General features: G+C 45.3%; 14 protein-coding genes and 5 tRNA genes. All 19 read right to left on the bottom strand.

Annotated elements, in window-relative coordinates; all coding sequences use genetic code 11:
• Positions 1 to 58: 58 nt before the first annotated feature.
• The 19 genes from rpsG to FG11_RS00270 all read right to left on the bottom strand — a co-directional run bounded on the left by rpsG (position 59) and on the right by FG11_RS00270 (position 17,233).
• Complete coding sequence (gene rpsG / locus FG11_RS00360; RefSeq protein WP_020183648.1) at positions 59 to 529, bottom strand: 30S ribosomal protein S7; 471 nt, start codon at positions 527 to 529, stop codon at positions 59 to 61.
• A 94-nt stretch (positions 530 to 623) separates the two neighbouring features.
• A complete protein-coding gene (gene rpsL, locus FG11_RS00355; RefSeq protein WP_020183647.1) occupies positions 624 to 1,010 on the bottom strand; it encodes a 30S ribosomal protein S12 in 387 nt (128 codons plus the stop codon).
• Between the two features lie 174 nt (positions 1,011 to 1,184).
• On the bottom strand, positions 1,185 to 5,447 hold the full coding sequence (gene rpoC / locus FG11_RS00350; RefSeq protein ID WP_020183646.1) for a DNA-directed RNA polymerase subunit beta': 4,263 nt from the start codon (positions 5,445 to 5,447) through the stop codon (positions 1,185 to 1,187).
• 11 nt (positions 5,448 to 5,458) lie between these two features.
• A complete protein-coding gene (gene rpoB / locus FG11_RS00345) occupies positions 5,459 to 9,631 on the bottom strand; it encodes a DNA-directed RNA polymerase subunit beta (RefSeq protein WP_047532504.1) in 4,173 nt (1,390 codons plus the stop codon).
• A gap of 221 nt (positions 9,632 to 9,852) precedes the next feature.
• Positions 9,853 to 10,230, bottom strand: coding sequence for a 50S ribosomal protein L7/L12 (gene rplL, locus FG11_RS00340; protein ID WP_020183644.1), 378 nt, complete (start codon positions 10,228 to 10,230; stop codon positions 9,853 to 9,855).
• Positions 10,231 to 10,268: 38 nt separating this feature from the next.
• Complete coding sequence (gene rplJ, locus FG11_RS00335) at positions 10,269 to 10,760, bottom strand: 50S ribosomal protein L10 (RefSeq protein WP_020183643.1); 492 nt, start codon at positions 10,758 to 10,760, stop codon at positions 10,269 to 10,271.
• 288 nt (positions 10,761 to 11,048) lie between these two features.
• Positions 11,049 to 11,732 carry a 50S ribosomal protein L1 gene (rplA, locus tag FG11_RS00330; protein ID WP_020183642.1) on the bottom strand — a complete coding sequence of 228 codons (684 nt, stop codon included), beginning with the start codon at positions 11,730 to 11,732 and terminating at the stop codon, positions 11,049 to 11,051.
• Between the two features lies 1 nt (position 11,733).
• Positions 11,734 to 12,165: a 50S ribosomal protein L11 gene (rplK, locus tag FG11_RS00325; protein ID WP_020183641.1), complete on the bottom strand. Its 432-nt coding sequence runs from the start codon at positions 12,163 to 12,165 to the stop codon at positions 11,734 to 11,736.
• Positions 12,166 to 12,251: 86 nt separating this feature from the next.
• Positions 12,252 to 12,788, bottom strand: coding sequence for a transcription termination/antitermination protein NusG (nusG, locus tag FG11_RS00320; RefSeq protein ID WP_025223663.1), 537 nt, complete (start codon positions 12,786 to 12,788; stop codon positions 12,252 to 12,254).
• Complete coding sequence (secE, locus tag FG11_RS00315; RefSeq protein WP_020183639.1) at positions 12,788 to 13,135, bottom strand: preprotein translocase subunit SecE; 348 nt, start codon at positions 13,133 to 13,135, stop codon at positions 12,788 to 12,790. Before secE ends, nusG begins: the two co-directional genes overlap by 1 nt.
• Positions 13,136 to 13,193: 58 nt before the next feature.
• A tRNA-Trp gene (locus tag FG11_RS00310) sits at positions 13,194 to 13,269 on the bottom strand.
• Between the two features lie 63 nt (positions 13,270 to 13,332).
• On the bottom strand, positions 13,333 to 14,523 hold the full coding sequence (gene tuf, locus FG11_RS00305) for an elongation factor Tu (protein ID WP_020183638.1): 1,191 nt from the start codon (positions 14,521 to 14,523) through the stop codon (positions 13,333 to 13,335).
• A gap of 148 nt (positions 14,524 to 14,671) precedes the next feature.
• Positions 14,672 to 14,746: transfer RNA gene (locus tag FG11_RS00300), tRNA-Thr, on the bottom strand.
• 35 nt (positions 14,747 to 14,781) lie between these two features.
• A tRNA-Gly gene (locus FG11_RS00295) sits at positions 14,782 to 14,857 on the bottom strand.
• 93 nt (positions 14,858 to 14,950) lie between these two features.
• A tRNA-Tyr gene (locus tag FG11_RS00290) sits at positions 14,951 to 15,035 on the bottom strand.
• Between the two features lie 108 nt (positions 15,036 to 15,143).
• Positions 15,144 to 15,219 (bottom strand) — tRNA-Thr (locus tag FG11_RS00285).
• A gap of 117 nt (positions 15,220 to 15,336) precedes the next feature.
• Positions 15,337 to 15,759, bottom strand: a complete 423-nt coding sequence (locus FG11_RS00280; RefSeq protein ID WP_020183637.1) for a ClpXP protease specificity-enhancing factor — start codon at positions 15,757 to 15,759, stop codon at positions 15,337 to 15,339.
• A gap of 119 nt (positions 15,760 to 15,878) precedes the next feature.
• Positions 15,879 to 16,478, bottom strand: coding sequence for a glutathione S-transferase N-terminal domain-containing protein (locus tag FG11_RS00275; protein WP_020183636.1), 600 nt, complete (start codon positions 16,476 to 16,478; stop codon positions 15,879 to 15,881).
• A 62-nt stretch (positions 16,479 to 16,540) separates the two neighbouring features.
• Complete coding sequence (locus FG11_RS00270; RefSeq protein WP_025223661.1) at positions 16,541 to 17,233, bottom strand: cytochrome c1; 693 nt, start codon at positions 17,231 to 17,233, stop codon at positions 16,541 to 16,543.
• Between the last annotated feature and the right edge of the window lies 1 nt (position 17,234).

Here is a 17,234-nt window from a genome sequence, read left to right as displayed (position 1 = left end):
TCAATTCAATCTAAATTCTTAAAGAGCGAACAACCAATTTTCAACCACACTTAGACACTTAGAATCTGAAGTGTGAGAACGCCTTGTTCGCTTCTGCCATACGGTGAACTTCTTCACGTTTCTTCATTGCAGAACCACGACCTTCAGAAGCTTCCACCAACTCAGCCGCTAAACGCAGACCCATTGATTTCTCACCACGCTTACGTGCAGCATCACGTAACCAACGCATCGCCAACGCACTACGACGGCTTGGACGCACCTCAACAGGCACCTGATAGTTAGCACCACCTACGCGACGGCTTTTTACCTCAACCAATGGACGCAAGTTATTCAATGCAACTGTAAACACTTCCAACGCGTCTTTACCACTTTTTGCGGTCACTTGATCAAATGCGCCGTATAAAATACGTTCTGCAACTGACTTTTTACCACCAGTCATCAGCACATTGACAAACTTTGACACTTCTTGGCTACCGAATTTTGGATCCGGAAGAATGTTACGTTTGGGGACTTCTCTACGTCTTGGCATAATTTTCTCTATTCAATTTAATAAGTTTTGCTAGCAAGTGCTTTAGCAAGGCATCTCAGCCGCTTTCAATGTAATAACACTACACAAACAGTAACTATGCTGCTTTAGCAGCTTTTGGACGTTTAGCACCGTATTTAGAACGTGATTGTTTACGGTCTTTAACACCGGCCGTATCCAAACTACCACGCACCATGTGGTAACGCACACCCGGCAAGTCTTTTACACGACCACCACGGATAAGCACCACACTGTGCTCTTGCAAGTTATGGCCTTCACCACCGATATAGCTAATAACTTCGTAGCCGTTGGTAAGACGCACTTTAGCCACTTTACGTAACGCAGAGTTAGGCTTTTTAGGAGTTGTGGTATACACACGGGTACACACACCACGTTTTTGCGGACACGCTTCTAATGCAGGCACCTTGCTTTTGGTGACCACTTGAACGCGTGGTTTGCGAATTAACTGATTAATGGTTGGCATTGCCTATAACCTCTATGAATATCTATAAAAATAACTTTTACAAAAAATATATTTAAATCAAAACAGAACGGCCTCATTGCGGACAATAAGGCTATTCTAAAAAACCAAGCATTCTATTTAGTGCAGCAGGATGTGTCAAGCGCTAATTCCACTAAACACATCCCAAACATTCAATTACTCGGCTGGCGTTTCAATCACTTGTGTTTCTTCTACAACCTCATCTGTTCCAGTGAACAGGGCTTCCGCTGCAATCGCTGCTGCCGATGGCTCTGCTACTGTTGGCGTCAACGCTGCAATCGCCGCACGTTTACGCGCTTCGTGGTAGGCCAAGCCGGTACCGGCTGGAATCAAACGACCCACAATTACGTTCTCTTTCAAGCCACGCAAATCATCACGTTTGCCTAAAATCGCTGCCTCGGTCAAGACACGTGTAGTCTCTTGGAACGATGCGGCTGAGATGAATGAATCCGTAGACAACGATGCTTTAGTAATACCTAACAACACATACTCAAACGTTGCTGGGCGTTTATCTTGCGCAATCACGCGTTCATTCTCTGACAACAAGTCTGCACGTTCTACTTGCTCACCTTGAATGAAGCTGGTATCACCTGCATCTGTCACACGTACACGACGCAACATTTGACGCACAATCACTTCAATGTGTTTATCGTTAATTTTTACGCCTTGTAAGCGATATACGTCTTGCACTTCATCGATAATGTAACGCGCCAATGCTTCACGACCTTGTAAGCGCAAGATATCTTGCGGATCAGCTGGGCCGTCCACAATCGTCTCACCTTTAGTCACCACTTGACCATCATGTGCTGTCACGTGCTTATCTTTAGCAATCAAGAATTCGCTAGATTGACCATCTAAGTCTGTAATCACTAAACGTTGCTTACCTTTGGTATCTTTACCAAACGATACGGTACCAGTGACTTCCGCCAACATACCGGCATCTTTTGGTGAGCGTGCTTCAAACAACTCAGCCACACGTGGAAGACCCCCGGTAATATCACGCGTTTTAGATGACTCTTGTGGGATACGGGCCAATACTTCACCCACGCCTACATCTTGACCATCTTTCACCGTAATAATACAACCCAGTTGGAACGTCACGTTCACGCTTGTCTCTGTACCGGCAATCTTCACTTCATTACCAACAGCATCCAGCAATTTCACTTGTGGACGTAAGCCTTTAGATTGGCCAGCACGTTGTTTCGGATCAATCACCACCAAGGATGACAAACCAGTCACATCATCAATTTGCTTCGCAACGGTCACGCCTTCTTCTACGTTCTCAAACTTAATGCGGCCCGCATATTCCGTAATAATTGGACGGGTATGTGGGTCCCATGTTGCTAACGCTTGACCAGCTTTGACTGTTTTACCATCGGTCACTGTCAATGTAGCACCGTAAGGCACTTTATGACGCTCACGCTCACGACCATTATCATCCGCAATAATGACTTCACCATTACGTGAGATCACAATTTGCTCGCCACGTGAGTTAGTCACGTAACGCATCGTAGAGGTAAAGCTTAATATACCGTTAGATTTACTTTCTACTTGTGATACTGAAGCTGCACGCGATACAGCACCACCGATGTGGAACGTACGCATGGTCAACTGTGTACCAGGCTCACCAATAGATTGTGCTGCAATCACGCCTACCGCTTCACCCATGCTAATCAACTTACCACGACCTAAGTCACGGCCATAACATGTTGCACAAATACCGTAACGTGTATCGCAAGTCAGCGCTGTACGCACTTTCACTTCATCAATGCCTAACGCATCGATTTTCTCTACTTCATCTTCAGTCAACAGTGTGCCGGCTGGGTATACCACAGCTTGCGTCTCTGGATGGATGATGTCTAAAGCGGCTGTACGACCCAAGATACGGTCATGCAATGGCTCAACCACTTCACCGCCTTTTACCAAGGCTTTAGTCACTAAACCTTCAACCGTACCACAATCAGTCTCAGTCACCACCAAGTCTTGCGTTACATCCACCAAACGACGTGTCAAGTAACCAGAGTTCGCTGTCTTCAACGCAGTATCGGCCAAGCCTTTACGTGCACCGTGGGTTGAAATAAAGTACTGCAACACGTTCAAGCCATCACGGAAGTTCGCTTTAATCGGTGTTTCAATGATCGAACCATCTGGTTTCGCCATCAAGCCACGCATACCGGCCAGCTGACGTACCTGCGCTGCAGAACCACGCGCACCTGAGTCAGCCATCATGTAAATCGCATTAAATGATTCTTGACGTAAGGCTTTACCATCTTTTTTGACTGTGTTGCCATCGTTGTCTAACACATCTTCTTCACGCAGTTGTTTCATCATGGCATCTGCCACTTTGTCACCTGCACGACCCCAGATATCGACCACTTTGTTATAGCGCTCACCTTGCGTGACCAAGCCAGACACGTATTGGTCTTCAATTTCTTTCACTTCTGCATCTGCAGCAGCAATCAATTGACCTTTTTCTGGTGGTACCAACATATCGTTAATGCTGATGGAGATACCTGCTTTAGTCGCATAGGTATAGCCTGTGTACATCAATTTATCAGCAAAAATAACAGTTTCACGAATACCTACTTTACGGAAGCTCGCATTGATCAGTTTTGAAATCTCTTTTTTCTTCAATGCTTTGTCAATCAAACTGTAAGACAAACCAGCAGGCAAGATTTGTGACAATAAGGCACGACCCACCGTCGTTTCATAACGGTTGATTTTTTCAGTTTTATTGCCTTCTACGTCCATCTCGAATTCACGGATACGTACAGTGACTTTGGCATGTAAATCAATCAAACCTTGATCGAATACACGCTGCACTTCTTTCACATCACTGAAAATCATGCCTTCGCCACGTGCCGCCACTTTTTCGCGCGTCATGTAGTAAAGACCCAACACGATATCTTGTGAAGGCACAATGATTGGTTCGCCGTTGGCTGGAGACAATACGTTGTTGGATGCCAACATTAAAGTGCGTGCTTCCATTTGCGCTTCTAAGCTCAATGGCACGTGTACCGCCATTTGGTCACCGTCGAAGTCGGCGTTGAACGCTGAACACACGAGTGGATGCAATTGAATGGCTTTACCTTCAATCAATACTGGTTCAAACGCTTGAATACCTAAACGGTGCAAAGTAGGCGCACGGTTCAATAGTACCGGATGCTCGCGGATCACGTCCTCGAGGATATCCCATACTTCTGGTCCTTCTTCTTCTACTTTTTTCTTCGCTGCTTTAATGGTGGTCGCTAAACCCAACACTTCCAACTTATGGAAGATGAATGGTTTGAATAATTCCAACGCCATTTTTTTTGGTAAACCGCATTGATGCAGTTTCAATTGTGGGCCAACCACAATCACTGAACGACCTGAGTAGTCCACACGCTTACCAAGCAAGTTTTGACGGAAACGACCGCCTTTACCTTTAATCATATCTGCGAGCGATTTCAACGGACGCTTGTTAGCGCCTGTCATCACTTTACCGCGACGACCATTGTCTAATAATGAGTCGACCGCTTCTTGCAACATACGTTTTTCGTTACGTACGATGATTTCAGGTGCTTTTAACTCCAACAAGCGTTTTAAACGGTTGTTACGGTTAATCACGCGACGATACAAATCGTTCAAGTCAGACGTTGCAAAACGACCGCCATCCAATGGTACCAATGGACGTAGCTCTGGTGGCAACACTGGCAAGATTTCAAGAATCATCCACTCTGGTTTAATGCCAGATTTTTGGAAGGCTTCTAGCACTTTCAAGCGTTTAGCGATTTTCTTGATTTTCGCTTCTGAACCAGTTTCGCTTAGATCGCGGCGCAGGATTTCGATCTGGTCATTGATGTCCATAGTGCGGAGCAATTCACGAATCGCTTCTGCACCCATCACTGCATTGAACTCATCACCGTACTCTTCTACTTTTGCGAGATAGTCATCTTCCGTCAGCAATTGACCACGTGTCAGCGGTGTCATGCCTGGGTCAATCACAATGAATGCTTCAAAGTAAAGCACACGCTCAATGTCACGCAACGCAATGTCTAACACCATACCCAGACGGCTTGGGAGCGATTTTAAGAACCAGATATGCGCAACTGGTGAAGCCAATTCAATATGGCCCATACGCTCACGACGCACTTTAGAAAGCGTGACTTCAACGCCACACTTTTCACAAATCACACCACGGTGTTTTAAGCGTTTGTATTTACCGCATAAGCACTCATAATCTTTGATCGGGCCAAAGATTTTTGAGCAGAACAAACCATCACGCTCAGGCTTGAAGGTACGGTAGTTAATAGTTTCTGGCTTTTTAACTTCACCATAAGACCATGAGCGAATTTTTTCAGGCGAAGCCAATGCAATCTTAATTGCATCAAACTCTTCTTCTTGTGTTACCTGTTTAAATAAGTCTAATAGAGCTTTCATCTGAATTCTCCTTAATTACGATCTAAATCGATGTCGATAGCGAGTGAACGAATTTCTTTCACCAACACATTGAATGACTCTGGCATACCAGCATCGATTTTGTGTTCGCCCTTCACAATATTTTCATACACTTTGGTACGGCCGTTGACGTCATCTGACTTGACGGTCAGCATTTCTTGTAAGGTGTATGACGCACCATACGCTTCCAATGCCCAAACCTCCATCTCACCAAAACGTTGACCACCGAATTGTGCTTTACCGCCCAATGGTTGTTGTGTCACAAGTGAGTAAGGACCAGTAGAACGTGCATGCATCTTGTCATCCACCAAGTGGTGCAATTTCAATACGTGCATGTAACCTACAGTCACTGGACGCTCAAACGCATCGCCAGTACGGCCATCAAACAATTTCACTTGGGTTTTACCCGCGTGGAATTGCAGTTTCTTCGTGTGTTCGTCATCATCAGGGAATGCTAAATCCAACATCGCTTTAATATCAGACTCGGCTGCACCGTCAAATACTGGCGTTGCAAATGGCACACCGTATTTCAAGTTTTGCGCAAGTTCTAATATTTCTTTATCAGTGAATGATGCAATGTCTTCTTTTTTACCTGTGCTGCTGTTGTAGATTTTGTCTAAGAACTGACGAATCTCAGCCACTTTGGTTTCCGCTTGCAACATATCACCAATGCGTTTGCCCAAACCTTTGGCAGCCCAACCTAAGTGGGTTTCCAAAATTTGACCAATGTTCATCCGTGATGGAACACCTAGTGGGTTCAGCACGATATCTAATGGTGTACCGTCTGCCATGTGTGGCATATCTTCTACCGGGCAGATTTTTGAAATCACACCCTTGTTACCGTGACGGCCGGCCATTTTGTCACCAGGCTGAATACGACGTTTAACGGCTAAGTATACTTTTACCATTTTTTGTACGCCTGGTGGCAATTCGTCACCTTGCGTCAATTTACGTTTTTTCTCTTCAAACTTGTTGTCAAATTCGATACGTGCTTGGCTTAAGCTGTCTTTCAATTGCTCTAATTGACGTGCTGCATCTTCGTCGCTTAAACGAATATCAAACCAGTCATAGCGACCGACAGAGGCTAAATACTCGGGTGTTAATGCATCCCCTTTTTTTAGCTTATTAGGACCGCCAGTGGCGGCTTTGCCCGCTAACAAACGACTGATACGGCCAAAGGTGTCGTCTTCCACAATACGCATTTGGTCAGCCAAGTCTTGTTTGTAATCATTAAGCTGGTCATCAATAATTTGTTGTGCACGTGCATCACGGTCAATACCTTCACGCGTAAATACTTGCACGTCAATGACTGTGCCGCTCATGCCAGATGGCACACGCAATGAAGTATCTTTTACGTCAGAGGCTTTCTCACCGAAAATCGCACGCAGCAATTTTTCTTCCGGTGTCAGTGTGGTTTCACCTTTTGGTGTCACTTTACCTACCAGCACATCGCCAGCTTCTACTTCAGCACCAATGTAAATAATGCCTGAGTCATCCAAACGACCGAGCATACGCTCTGACAAGTTGGAGATATCACGCGTGATTTCTTCAGGGCCTAATTTAGTATCACGTGCTACCACTGACAACTCTTCAATATGGATTGAAGTATAGCGATCATCAGCCACTACGCGCTCTGAAATCAAAATCGAGTCTTCGTAGTTGTAACCGTTCCAAGGCATAAAGCCTACCAACATATTTTGGCCAAGTGCTAACTCACCCATGTCTGTTGACGCACCATCTGCGACCACATCACCACGTGAAATCACTTCACCCACCTTCACCAACGGACGCTGGTTAATATTGGTATTTTGGTTAGAACGTGTATATTTGATTAAGTTGTAAATATCTACACCTACTTCGCCAGCTTGCGCTTCAGCATCGTGTACACGGACCACAATACGGCTTGAATCCACGTAATCCACAATACCGCCACGGCGTGCTTGTACTGTCGTACCGGAGTCAACCGCTACCGTACGCTCAATGCCTGTACCCACTACGGCTTTTTCAGCGCGCAGACATGGCACGGCTTGACGTTGCATGTTGGCACCCATCAATGCACGGTTCGCGTCATCGTGTTCTAGGAACGGAATCAATGAAGCCGCCACTGACACAATTTGACTTGGCGCCACGTCCATGTACTGCACACGTTCAGGCTGCGTCATCGTAAACTCATTGTGATGACGTGAAGACACTAACTCTTCTTTAAAGCCACCTTTGGCATCCAATGCTGTATTCGCTTGCGCGATCATGTATTGGCTTTCTTCAATGGCAGATAAAAACTCAATGTTATCTGTGACTTTATTGTCGTCTACACGGCGATATGGTGTTTCTAAGAAACCATATTGGTTAGTACGTGCATACAGCGCTAGTGAGTTGATCAAACCAATGTTTGGACCCTCTGGCGTTTCAATTGGACATACGCGACCATAGTGTGTTGTATGTACGTCACGTACCTCAAAGCCTGCACGCTCACGCGTTAAACCGCCAGGCCCTAATGCAGAAATACGACGTTTGTGCGTAATTTCTGATAATGGGTTGGTTTGGTCCATAAATTGTGACAATTGGCTAGAACCAAAGAATTCACGAATCGCGCTAGACACTGGTTTCGCATTAATCAAATCGTGCGGCATCAGATTGTCTGATTCAGCTTGTGATAAACGCTCTTTTACAGCACGTTCCACACGCACCAAACCGGCACGGAATTGGTTCTCAGCAAGCTCACCTACTGAACGGATACGACGATTACCTAAGTGATCAATATCATCAATCTCGCCACGACCATTGCGCAATTCAATCAACACGCCAATCACAGCAAGAATGTCGTGTGTATTGAGGATGTTAGCGCCTGTGTCGCCTTGCTCACCTGTCATGGCATAGAAATTACGCAACCAGTTAGCACTGCGTTCTTCTTGTTTGGTTGGATAGGCACGACGGTTAAACTTCATACGGCCTACAACTGACAAGTCATAGCGCTCTTCTGAGAAGAACAAGCCATTGAATAACGCTTCTACAGCTTCTTCGGTTGGTGGCTCGCCTGGACGCATCATACGGTAGATGGCTACGCGTGCGCTGTATTGGTCAGGGATTTCATCAATACGTAATGTTTGAGAAATAAAATCACCGTGGTCTAAATCATTGGTATATAACGTGTTGATTTCAGACACTTTTGCTTCAATCAGTTTATCCAACAGTGTTTCTGTAATTTCATCATTGGCATTCGCAATGACTTCACCAGTTTCTTTGTCGATGATATTGGCAACGATTGCACGACCCATAATAAAGTCAGTTGGCACCACAATTTTGGTCACGCCAGCTTTTTCAATATCACGGATGTGTTTCACCGTAATGCGCTTGTCTTTAGCAACGAGTACTTCACCTGCTTTATCAGCGATGTCGAATTTAGCCACTTCACCACGTAAGCGGTCAGCTACCAATGTAAATTCCACGCCTTTCGGGCCAATATGGAACGTATCGGTATCGTTAAATGTTTGCAGAATTTGTTCTGGGGTGTAACCCAATGCTTTCAGCAAAATGGTCACTGGCATCTTACGACGACGATCCACACGGAAGTACAAGTAATCTTTAGGATCGAACTCAAAATCTAACCATGAACCACGGTAAGGAATGATACGTGCTGAGAACAGCAATTTACCTGAGCTATGTGTTTTACCGCGGTCATGTTCAAAGAACACACCTGGGCTACGGTGCAATTGTGAAACAATCACACGCTCTGTACCGTTAATCACGAACGAGCCATTTTCAGTCATCAAAGGCAATTCGCCCATGTACACTTCTTGCTCTTTCACTTCTTTCACGGTCGGCTTAGAAGCCTCTTTGTCCATGATGGTCAAACGCACTTTTACGCGCAATGGTGCAGCGTAAGTCAAGCCACGTTGTTGACACTCTTTGACATCAAATGGCTCTGCGCCTAATTGATAGCTCACGTAATCCAAACGTGCATTGCCTGAGTGGCTCACAATAGGAAATACGGAACGGAATGTTGACTCTAAGCCATCATTGGTACGTTTGTCTGTTGGAATCTCTGCCTGCAAAAAGGCCTTGTAGGACTCCAATTGCATCGCGAGTAAATAAGGAACTTCTTGAACGCTCTCTCGTTTAGCAAAGCTTTTACGAATGCGTTTTTTTTCGGTAAAGGAATAGCTCATAGCGTCTCCTGAAATTTTGAGGGTAGAAGACAAAACACTTTTCATCCACTGCAATGTTTTGATTTCTAACTTCTTTTTTAAGTGAAATAGAAATTATTGACTTCTAATGCGACCCGCCCATACGTTGATATGGTGGAGGTTACATTTTGTTACATAGTACCTACCTACAAACGGCGAAGGCTGACGGTCTCCCGTCAGCCTCACCTAGTCCTAAAATAGGATTATTTGATTTCGCCAGTTGCGCCAGCTTCGATCAATTTTTTCAATGCTGCGTCAGCGTCAGCTTTGCTTACGCCTTCTTTAATTGCTTTTGGTGCGCCGTCAACTAAGTCTTTCGCTTCTTTCAAGCCTAAAGCTGTCAATTCGCGAACTGCTTTAATCACGTTCACTTTGCTTTCGCCAGCTGCCAACAAGATCACGTTGAACTCTGTTTGCTCTGCTGCGGCCGCTGCTGGAGCACCTGCTGCGCCACCAGCTGCTACTGCTACTGCAGCTGCTGATACACCAAATTTCTCTTCGATTTCTTTAATCAGTGCTGAAAGCTCCAACACTGACATTGAACCAACTGCGTCTAAAATATCTGCATTTGAAATTGCCATTTGAATATTCCCTAAAATTTAATAATGTTGCGTATGAATTAAGCTGCTTCTTTAGCGTCACGAACCGCTGCAAGTGCGCGCGCAAATTTGGTTGGCACTTCGTTGAGTGTACGTGCGAATTTCGCAAGCAACTCTTCTCTGCCCAATGTAGATGCCAAGGCTTGTACCCCAGCTAAATCCATCACCTGATTTGGCATTGCGCCCGCTTTGATCACGAACTTGTCGTTAGTTTTAGCAAAATTGTTTAACACTTTTGCTGCGGCCACAGGATCGGTAGATATACCAAACACCAATGGACCTACCATTTGGTCTGCTAAAGCAGAAAATGGCGTACCTTCTACCGCACGGCGTACAAGTGTATTTTTCAACACACGCAAATAAACGCCAGCTTTACGTGCTTCCGCACGCAATACTGTCAAATCTGCCACACCAATACCACGGTACTCAGCAAGAACAATTGCTTGCGCTGATGCAACTTGCGCACTAACTTCGGCAACGACTTCTTTTTTCTCTGTAAGATTGAGACTCAAGGTCTTTTCTCCTTCCGTTAATAAAGCACAACACGACTGTGTTGCACCGCTCACGGCGTCCTTATTCAGGGCATATTCATATCCTGTATCGGGTTCGCCATCTGCGTTGGTCTTTACTTTAAATAAACAGAGGAAATGGTCATAGAAGCCCCGTCACCCATTTATTTTCCGTATTGATTAAATCCCTAAGGATACCAACGGTCTTTGATGTTCCTGCCACACATTTAATGACTTAAACATGCAGCAGTCCCAAAGTTCTTTTTAAGGCAATATTTGCCTAACTACTAATTACACTAATGTGGCTTGATCCACACGCACACCAGGACCCATCGTGCTAGAGACAGATACTTTTTTCAAGTACACGCCTTTAGTCGAGGCTGGTTTTGCTTTATTCAACGCTTCCACCAATGCAGCCAAGTTACCTTGCAATTGCTCTAATGTGAATGAAGCGCGACCAATGGTGCAATGAATAATGCCGCCTTTATCAGTACGGTATTGCACTTGACCAGCTTTTGCGTTTTTAACTGCAGCTGCCGCGTCTGGAGTCACTGTGCCCACTTTTGGGTTTGGCATCAAACCACGTGGTCCCAACACTTGACCCAAAGCACCTACGATACGCATCGCATCTGGTGTGGCAATCGCCACATCAAAATCCAACATACCAGCCTTGACTTGCTCAGCCAAATCTTCAAAACCCACGATATCCGCACCCGCTGCTTTTGCAGCTTCGGCTTGCGCGCCTTGAGCAAACACCGCAACGCGTGTTGTTTTACCTGTACCGTTTGGCAATACCAAAGCACCACGTACCAATTGGTCAGATTTACGTGCGTCAATACCCAAATTAACCACAGCATCAACTGACTCGTTAAATTTGGCAGTTGCGCCCTCTTTTACCAAGCCCAACGCTTCTTGCACTGGATACAATTTATTGCGGTCAATTTTTGCGCGCAATGCATCAATTCTTTTCGCCATGTTATACACCCTCCACTTCGATACCCATACTGCGCGCACTACCTGCAATCGTACGCACCGCTGCATCCATGTCGGCTGCAGTCAGATCAGGCATTTTAGTTTTAGCAATTTCTTCCGCTTGTGCGCGTGTGATTTTGCCTACTTTATCGGTATGTGGGCGCGCTGAACCTTTGTCCAATTTAGCCGCTTTTTTGATCAAAATCGTCGCTGGCGGTGTTTTCATCACAAACGTGAAGCTCTTATCCGCAAACGCTGTAATCACTACTGGGATTGGAAGACCAGGCTCAACACCTTGTGTTGCAGCGTTGAACGCTTTACAGAATTCCATAATATTCAAACCACGTTGACCCAGTGCTGGACCTACGGGTGGACTTGGGTTGGCTTTACCTGCAGGAATTTGCAGTTTAATGTAGCCAATGACTTTTTTTGCCATAACAACACTCCTAAAATGGGTACAAACGCTTTAACTTAAGCTCCCCGTTAAACACAAATTGCCCGCTAATGCAGGCAATCTACTTACTATACTTCTTTTTCTATCTGACTAAAGTCCAACTCTACCGGTGTTGCGCGACCAAAAATGACCACAGAAACACGCAATTTGCTTTTTTCGTAGTTCACTTCTTCCACACCACCAGAGAAGTCTTTAAACGGACCATCAATCACACGTACAGACTCACCTTTTTCAAAGGTCAGTTTTTGCGTCGGATTCGACTTACTGTCATCCATACGTCTCAGAATAATCTCTACTTCTTTATCTTTAATCGGTGTTGGCTTTTGTGCAGTACCTCCAATGAAAGAAGTCACACGTGGCGTACTTTTCACCAAGTGCCAGCTTTCATCCGTCATATCCATTTGCACCAACACATAGCCTGGGTACAAGCGACGCTCTGAAATGGTCTTTTGACCAGATTTCATTTCCACCACCTCTTCCACAGGCACCAAAATATCGCCAAACTGATCTTGCAAGCCTGAGCGCGTAATACGCTCCTCAAGGCCGGCCTTTACAGATTTTTCCATTCCGGAAAAGGCTTGGACTGCATACCAACGCATACTCATTAAGCACTCCGTCCCATTAACCATTGCACCATGTAAGCGAAGCCAATATCCACCACCGCCAAAAAGGCAGCCATAATCAGCACCAACACAAATACTGCAATGGTGGTTTGAATCGTTTCTTTACGTGTCGGCCACACTACGCGTTTAGCTTCTGCAACCGAATCACCGACAAAGCCAAGCGCGTCCTTACCTAGCGGCGATGTCCACATCACTGCCAAGCCCGCCGCGATGCCCGCCATTACCGCCAAAATGCGTAAGACGAGCGCCTTGTCTTCCAAAAGATAAAAACCAGCAATCCCCGCCACAACCAACAACAGAGATACTACTAGTTTTAATTTATCCATCATAAGTGTTTCACTTAATTATAAAAGCAAACCATTTTTTCAAATGGTTTGCATTGTTATTTGGCAGGCCAAGAGGGTCTCGAACCCCCAACCCTCGGTTTTGGAGACCGATACTCTACCAATTGAGCTATTGGCCTATACAACTTTAACTGTTCAAAAAGCCACACCGGGTTGCTGGCATGGCTTTCATATCAAGCGTATTACGCGATGACTTTAGCGACCACACCAGCACCAACGGTACGACCACCTTCACGAATCGCGAAGCGTAAGCCTTCTTCCATCGCAATCGGGGCAATCAATGTCACAGTGATCGATACGTTATCACCTGGCATCACCATTTCTGTACCTGCTGGCAATTCTACAGCGCCCGTTACGTCTGTCGTACGGAAGTAGAATTGTGGACGGTAACCTTGGAAGAATGGTGTATGACGACCACCTTCATCTTTACCCAACACGTAGATTTCTGCTGTGAATTTTGTGTGTGGTTTGATAGAACCAGATTTAGCCAATACTTGACCGCGTTCTACTTCTTCACGTTTTGTACCACGTAACAATACACCTACGTTGTCACCTGCTTGACCTTGGTCAAGTAACTTACGGAACATTTCAACGCCTGTACAGGTTGTTTTTAATGTGTCTTTGATACCAACGATTTCGATCTCGTCACCTACTTTAACGATACCGCGTTCGATACGGCCAGTCACTACAGTACCGCGACCAGAGATAGAGAATACGTCTTCTACTGGCATCAGGAATGTACCGTCAACTGCACGCTCTGGCATTGGGATGTAGCTGTCTAGTGCGTCAGCCAATGCGAAGATGGCTGGTTCGCCGATTGGTGATTGGTCACCTTCTAGAGCTAATTTAGCTGAGCCTTTGATGATTGGGGTGTCGTCACCTGGGAAGTCGTATTTAGACAATAGGTCACGTACTTCCATTTCAACCAACTCTAACAATTCAGCGTCATCTACCATGTCTGCTTTGTTCAGGAATACAACGATGTATGGCACACCTACTTGGCGCGCTAACAGGATGTGTTCACGTGTTTGTGGCATTGGGCCGTCAGCAGCTGAACATACTAAGATTGCGCCGTCCATTTGTGCAGCACCGGTAATCATGTTTTTAACATAGTCGGCGTGGCCTGGGCAGTCTACGTGTGCGTAGTGACGTGTGGCTGTCTCGTACTCAACGTGTGCTGTGTTAATGGTAATACCACGTGCTTTTTCTTCTGGCGCCGCGTCAATTTGATCGTAAGCCTTGGCTTCACCACCAAATTTCTTGGTCAATACTGTAGTAATCGCCGCTGTTAATGTCGTCTTACCGTGGTCAACGTGACCAATCGTACCGACGTTCACATGTGGCTTGGTACGTTCAAATTTGCCTTTTGCCATGATTGATTTCCTTTACCTTGATGTCTTTAAATTTCTTTAAAATTTTATTAACTTAATTTTCAACTTAAAAATTGGTTTTTTTGTAAAAGTTTTATTCAACTTAATAAAACTTTATCTTCCCAAATCATACTTTTTGATTCGCTTTACATGGTGCCCATGGCGGGAATCGGACCCGCGACCTCTCCCTTACCAAGGGAGTGCTCTACCACTGAGCCACATGGGCCCGTTACTTCCACAACTAAGGCAACGCCCTATATATGGAGCGGGCGACGAGGCTCGAACTCGCGACATTCAGTTTGGAAAACTGAAGCTCTACCAACTGAGCTACACCCGCGTTACTAATCCGACGCCATCATTCACACTTTGTTCGCCGGTTTAATCACTTGAAGCCAAGCCAACAAGCCCTACAACTTTACTTCTTTATTTTTGGTGGAGGGGGAAGGATTCGAACCTTCGTACTCTGAGAGAACGGATTTACAGTCCGTCGCCTTTAACCACTCGGCCACCCCTCCTAACCGAACCCGCGATTATGCTTACATTTCAACTTTCTGTCAAATGCTCACATTAAAAAAACGCAATTTATTATGACTGCGTTTTTTACATTTGGAATGGTATAGATCTGGTGCCGGGTATCGGAATCGAACTGATGACCTTCGCATTACAAGTGCGCTGCTCTACCAACTGAGCTAACCCGGCATTTTCTTGAAGGCGTGACTATATCACTATTTTTAAATTTTCGACTAGCCCTTTTTACAAAAAAACTTAATTTTTTTGCAATTTTTTGAAGCGATGCGTTTTAGGCCTGCATCTATACTATTTGACTATCTTAAGCGTGGGTTTACGTTTGTCATTTGGCGATGCATCCACTTTGTCTATTTGACCTTGCGGCTCGAGGGTTGGCACCTGTGGGGCATCAGCAATATCCTCCACCTCAAAGAACATCCCCTGTCCGTTTTCACGCGCGAATATGCCTTTGACAGCACCAATCGGAATATAGAGATGTTGTGATACGCCGCCGAACCGCGCGGAAAACACAACTGCTTCGTTATCGATATGCAAATCTTTGGTGGCCGAATAATTGATGTTCAGTACAATTTCCCCATCTTTGACATAGGCCATAGGCACGCGCGTTTGCGGCCCTACCACCACCAATAAATGTGGCGTCAAGCCATTGTCCACGCACCACTCGTGAATGGCGCGAATCATATAAGGTTTAGTGGGAATAAGTTCAGTCATGAGAGTGTCCTATGGTATTGCTATTCATCATACTACTGCGTGTGGCAGCAAGCCAGAAAGTATAAAGCGAGCACATCTTTCAATGCACTCGCTTTATCATTTCCATTCAGCACGTCGATTTATTTACGCATTGCTTTTTCTGATGGCGTCATCGCATCTGCATACAGCGGACGTGAGAACAAACGCTCAGCATATTTCAACAATGGTGCCGCCTGATTTGGCAACTCAATACCGTAGTGCCCTAAGCGCCAAAGCAATGGTGTCACCGCCACATCCAACATGGAGTACTCATCACCCAGCAAATAGTTTTGCTTGCTAAAAATCGGCACAATTTGCGTCAAGTTATCACGGATAGTTTTACGCGCAGCATCCGCTTTAGCGTCGTCACCGGACTCAATGTCTTTGATGTGGTCAAACAGATCTTTTTCAAAGTTATACAAGAACAATCTTGCACGTGCACGCATCACTGGATCTGCAGGCATAAGTTGTGGATGTGGAAAACGCTCATCAATATATTCATTGATAATGTTTGCCTCCGACAAAATGAGGTCACGCTCCACCAACACAGGTACGCTACCGTAAGGGTTAAGCACAGCCAAGTCTTCGGATTTGTTGGCCAAATCCACATCAATCACTTCAAAGTCCATGCCTTTTTCAAACAATACAATACGGCAGCGATGGCTATAGGGATCAACTGTCCCCGAATATAATTTCATCATAATTTATGCTTCTCTCTTCATATCAACAGATAAACTACTCAAGGACTGAGCAGCCTTCCATCTTATTTAATATCTTTCCAATACTCGGTTTTAATTTTCTTCACGAGTACAAATAGCACCCCAAGGAACAGCAATACAAAAATACCAATGAACTGGCGGCTTTGTTTGGCGGGCTCCGCCATAAACGCCATAAAGTTAGTCAAATCACCTACCATTTCATTGTATTCGGCAGGGCTCAACTTACCCGGCTTGACCAATTCCAAGGCATGGGTTTCGTGATTCAATACTTGCACGCCTTGCAACTCATACAACACATGCGGCATGGCCACTTTGTCATATACCGTATTATTCCAACCGGTAGGACGCGTATCATCTTTATAGAATCCGCGTAAATAAGCGTAAAGCCAATCTGCACCGCGTGCACGCACCTCCACCGACAAATCCGGCGGCGTTGCACCAAACCACTTTTTCGCGTCTTTCGGATCAATCGCCACTTGCATGGTATCGCCTACTTTATCGCCCGCCAGCAGTAGATTGTCTTTAATTTGCTTTTCAGACAAGCCAATATCTTGCAAACGGTTATAACGCATGTAGTTGGCACTATGACAATTGAGGCAGTAATTCACAAACGTTCTTGCGCCACGCTGTAAAGATTCATGATTACCCAAGTCCACAGGCGCTTTTACGGTAATTTCAGCCTCATTCGCCAACGCTAATACTGGCAACAGCAACAAACTTAATAAAATGCTTTTCATA

The sequence above is a fragment of the Methylotenera sp. N17 genome, from assembly GCF_000799155.1.
Classification (GTDB): Bacteria; Pseudomonadota; Gammaproteobacteria; order Burkholderiales; family Methylophilaceae; genus Methylophilus.
The sequence above is the reverse complement of the archived record's forward strand: the minus strand, read 5'-3'. Positions and strand labels throughout refer to the sequence as shown.

Coding starts and splice junctions, on each gene's coding strand:
- FG11_RS00280 (WP_020183637.1), bottom strand. CDS start 15,759: ATGACTGAACTTATTCCCACTAAACCTTATATGATTCGCGCCATTCAC.
- rplK (WP_020183641.1), bottom strand. CDS start 12,165: ATGGCAAAAAAAGTCATTGGCTACATTAAACTGCAAATTCCTGCAGGT.
- rplL (WP_020183644.1), bottom strand. CDS start 10,230: ATGGCAATTTCAAATGCAGATATTTTAGACGCAGTTGGTTCAATGTCA.
- nusG (WP_025223663.1), bottom strand. CDS start 12,788: ATGAGTATGCGTTGGTATGCAGTCCAAGCCTTTTCCGGAATGGAAAAA.
- rpsG (WP_020183648.1), bottom strand. CDS start 529: ATGCCAAGACGTAGAGAAGTCCCCAAACGTAACATTCTTCCGGATCCA.
- tuf (WP_020183638.1), bottom strand. CDS start 14,523: ATGGCAAAAGGCAAATTTGAACGTACCAAGCCACATGTGAACGTCGGT.
- rpoC (WP_020183646.1), bottom strand. CDS start 5,447: ATGAAAGCTCTATTAGACTTATTTAAACAGGTAACACAAGAAGAAGAG.
- secE (WP_020183639.1), bottom strand. CDS start 13,135: ATGATGGATAAATTAAAACTAGTAGTATCTCTGTTGTTGGTTGTGGCG.
- FG11_RS00275 (WP_020183636.1), bottom strand. CDS start 16,478: ATGATGAAATTATATTCGGGGACAGTTGATCCCTATAGCCATCGCTGC.
- rplA (WP_020183642.1), bottom strand. CDS start 11,732: ATGGCGAAAAGAATTGATGCATTGCGCGCAAAAATTGACCGCAATAAA.
- FG11_RS00270 (WP_025223661.1), bottom strand. CDS start 17,233: ATGAAAAGCATTTTATTAAGTTTGTTGCTGTTGCCAGTATTAGCGTTG.
- rpsL (WP_020183647.1), bottom strand. CDS start 1,010: ATGCCAACCATTAATCAGTTAATTCGCAAACCACGCGTTCAAGTGGTC.
- rpoB (WP_047532504.1), bottom strand. CDS start 9,631: ATGAGCTATTCCTTTACCGAAAAAAAACGCATTCGTAAAAGCTTTGCT.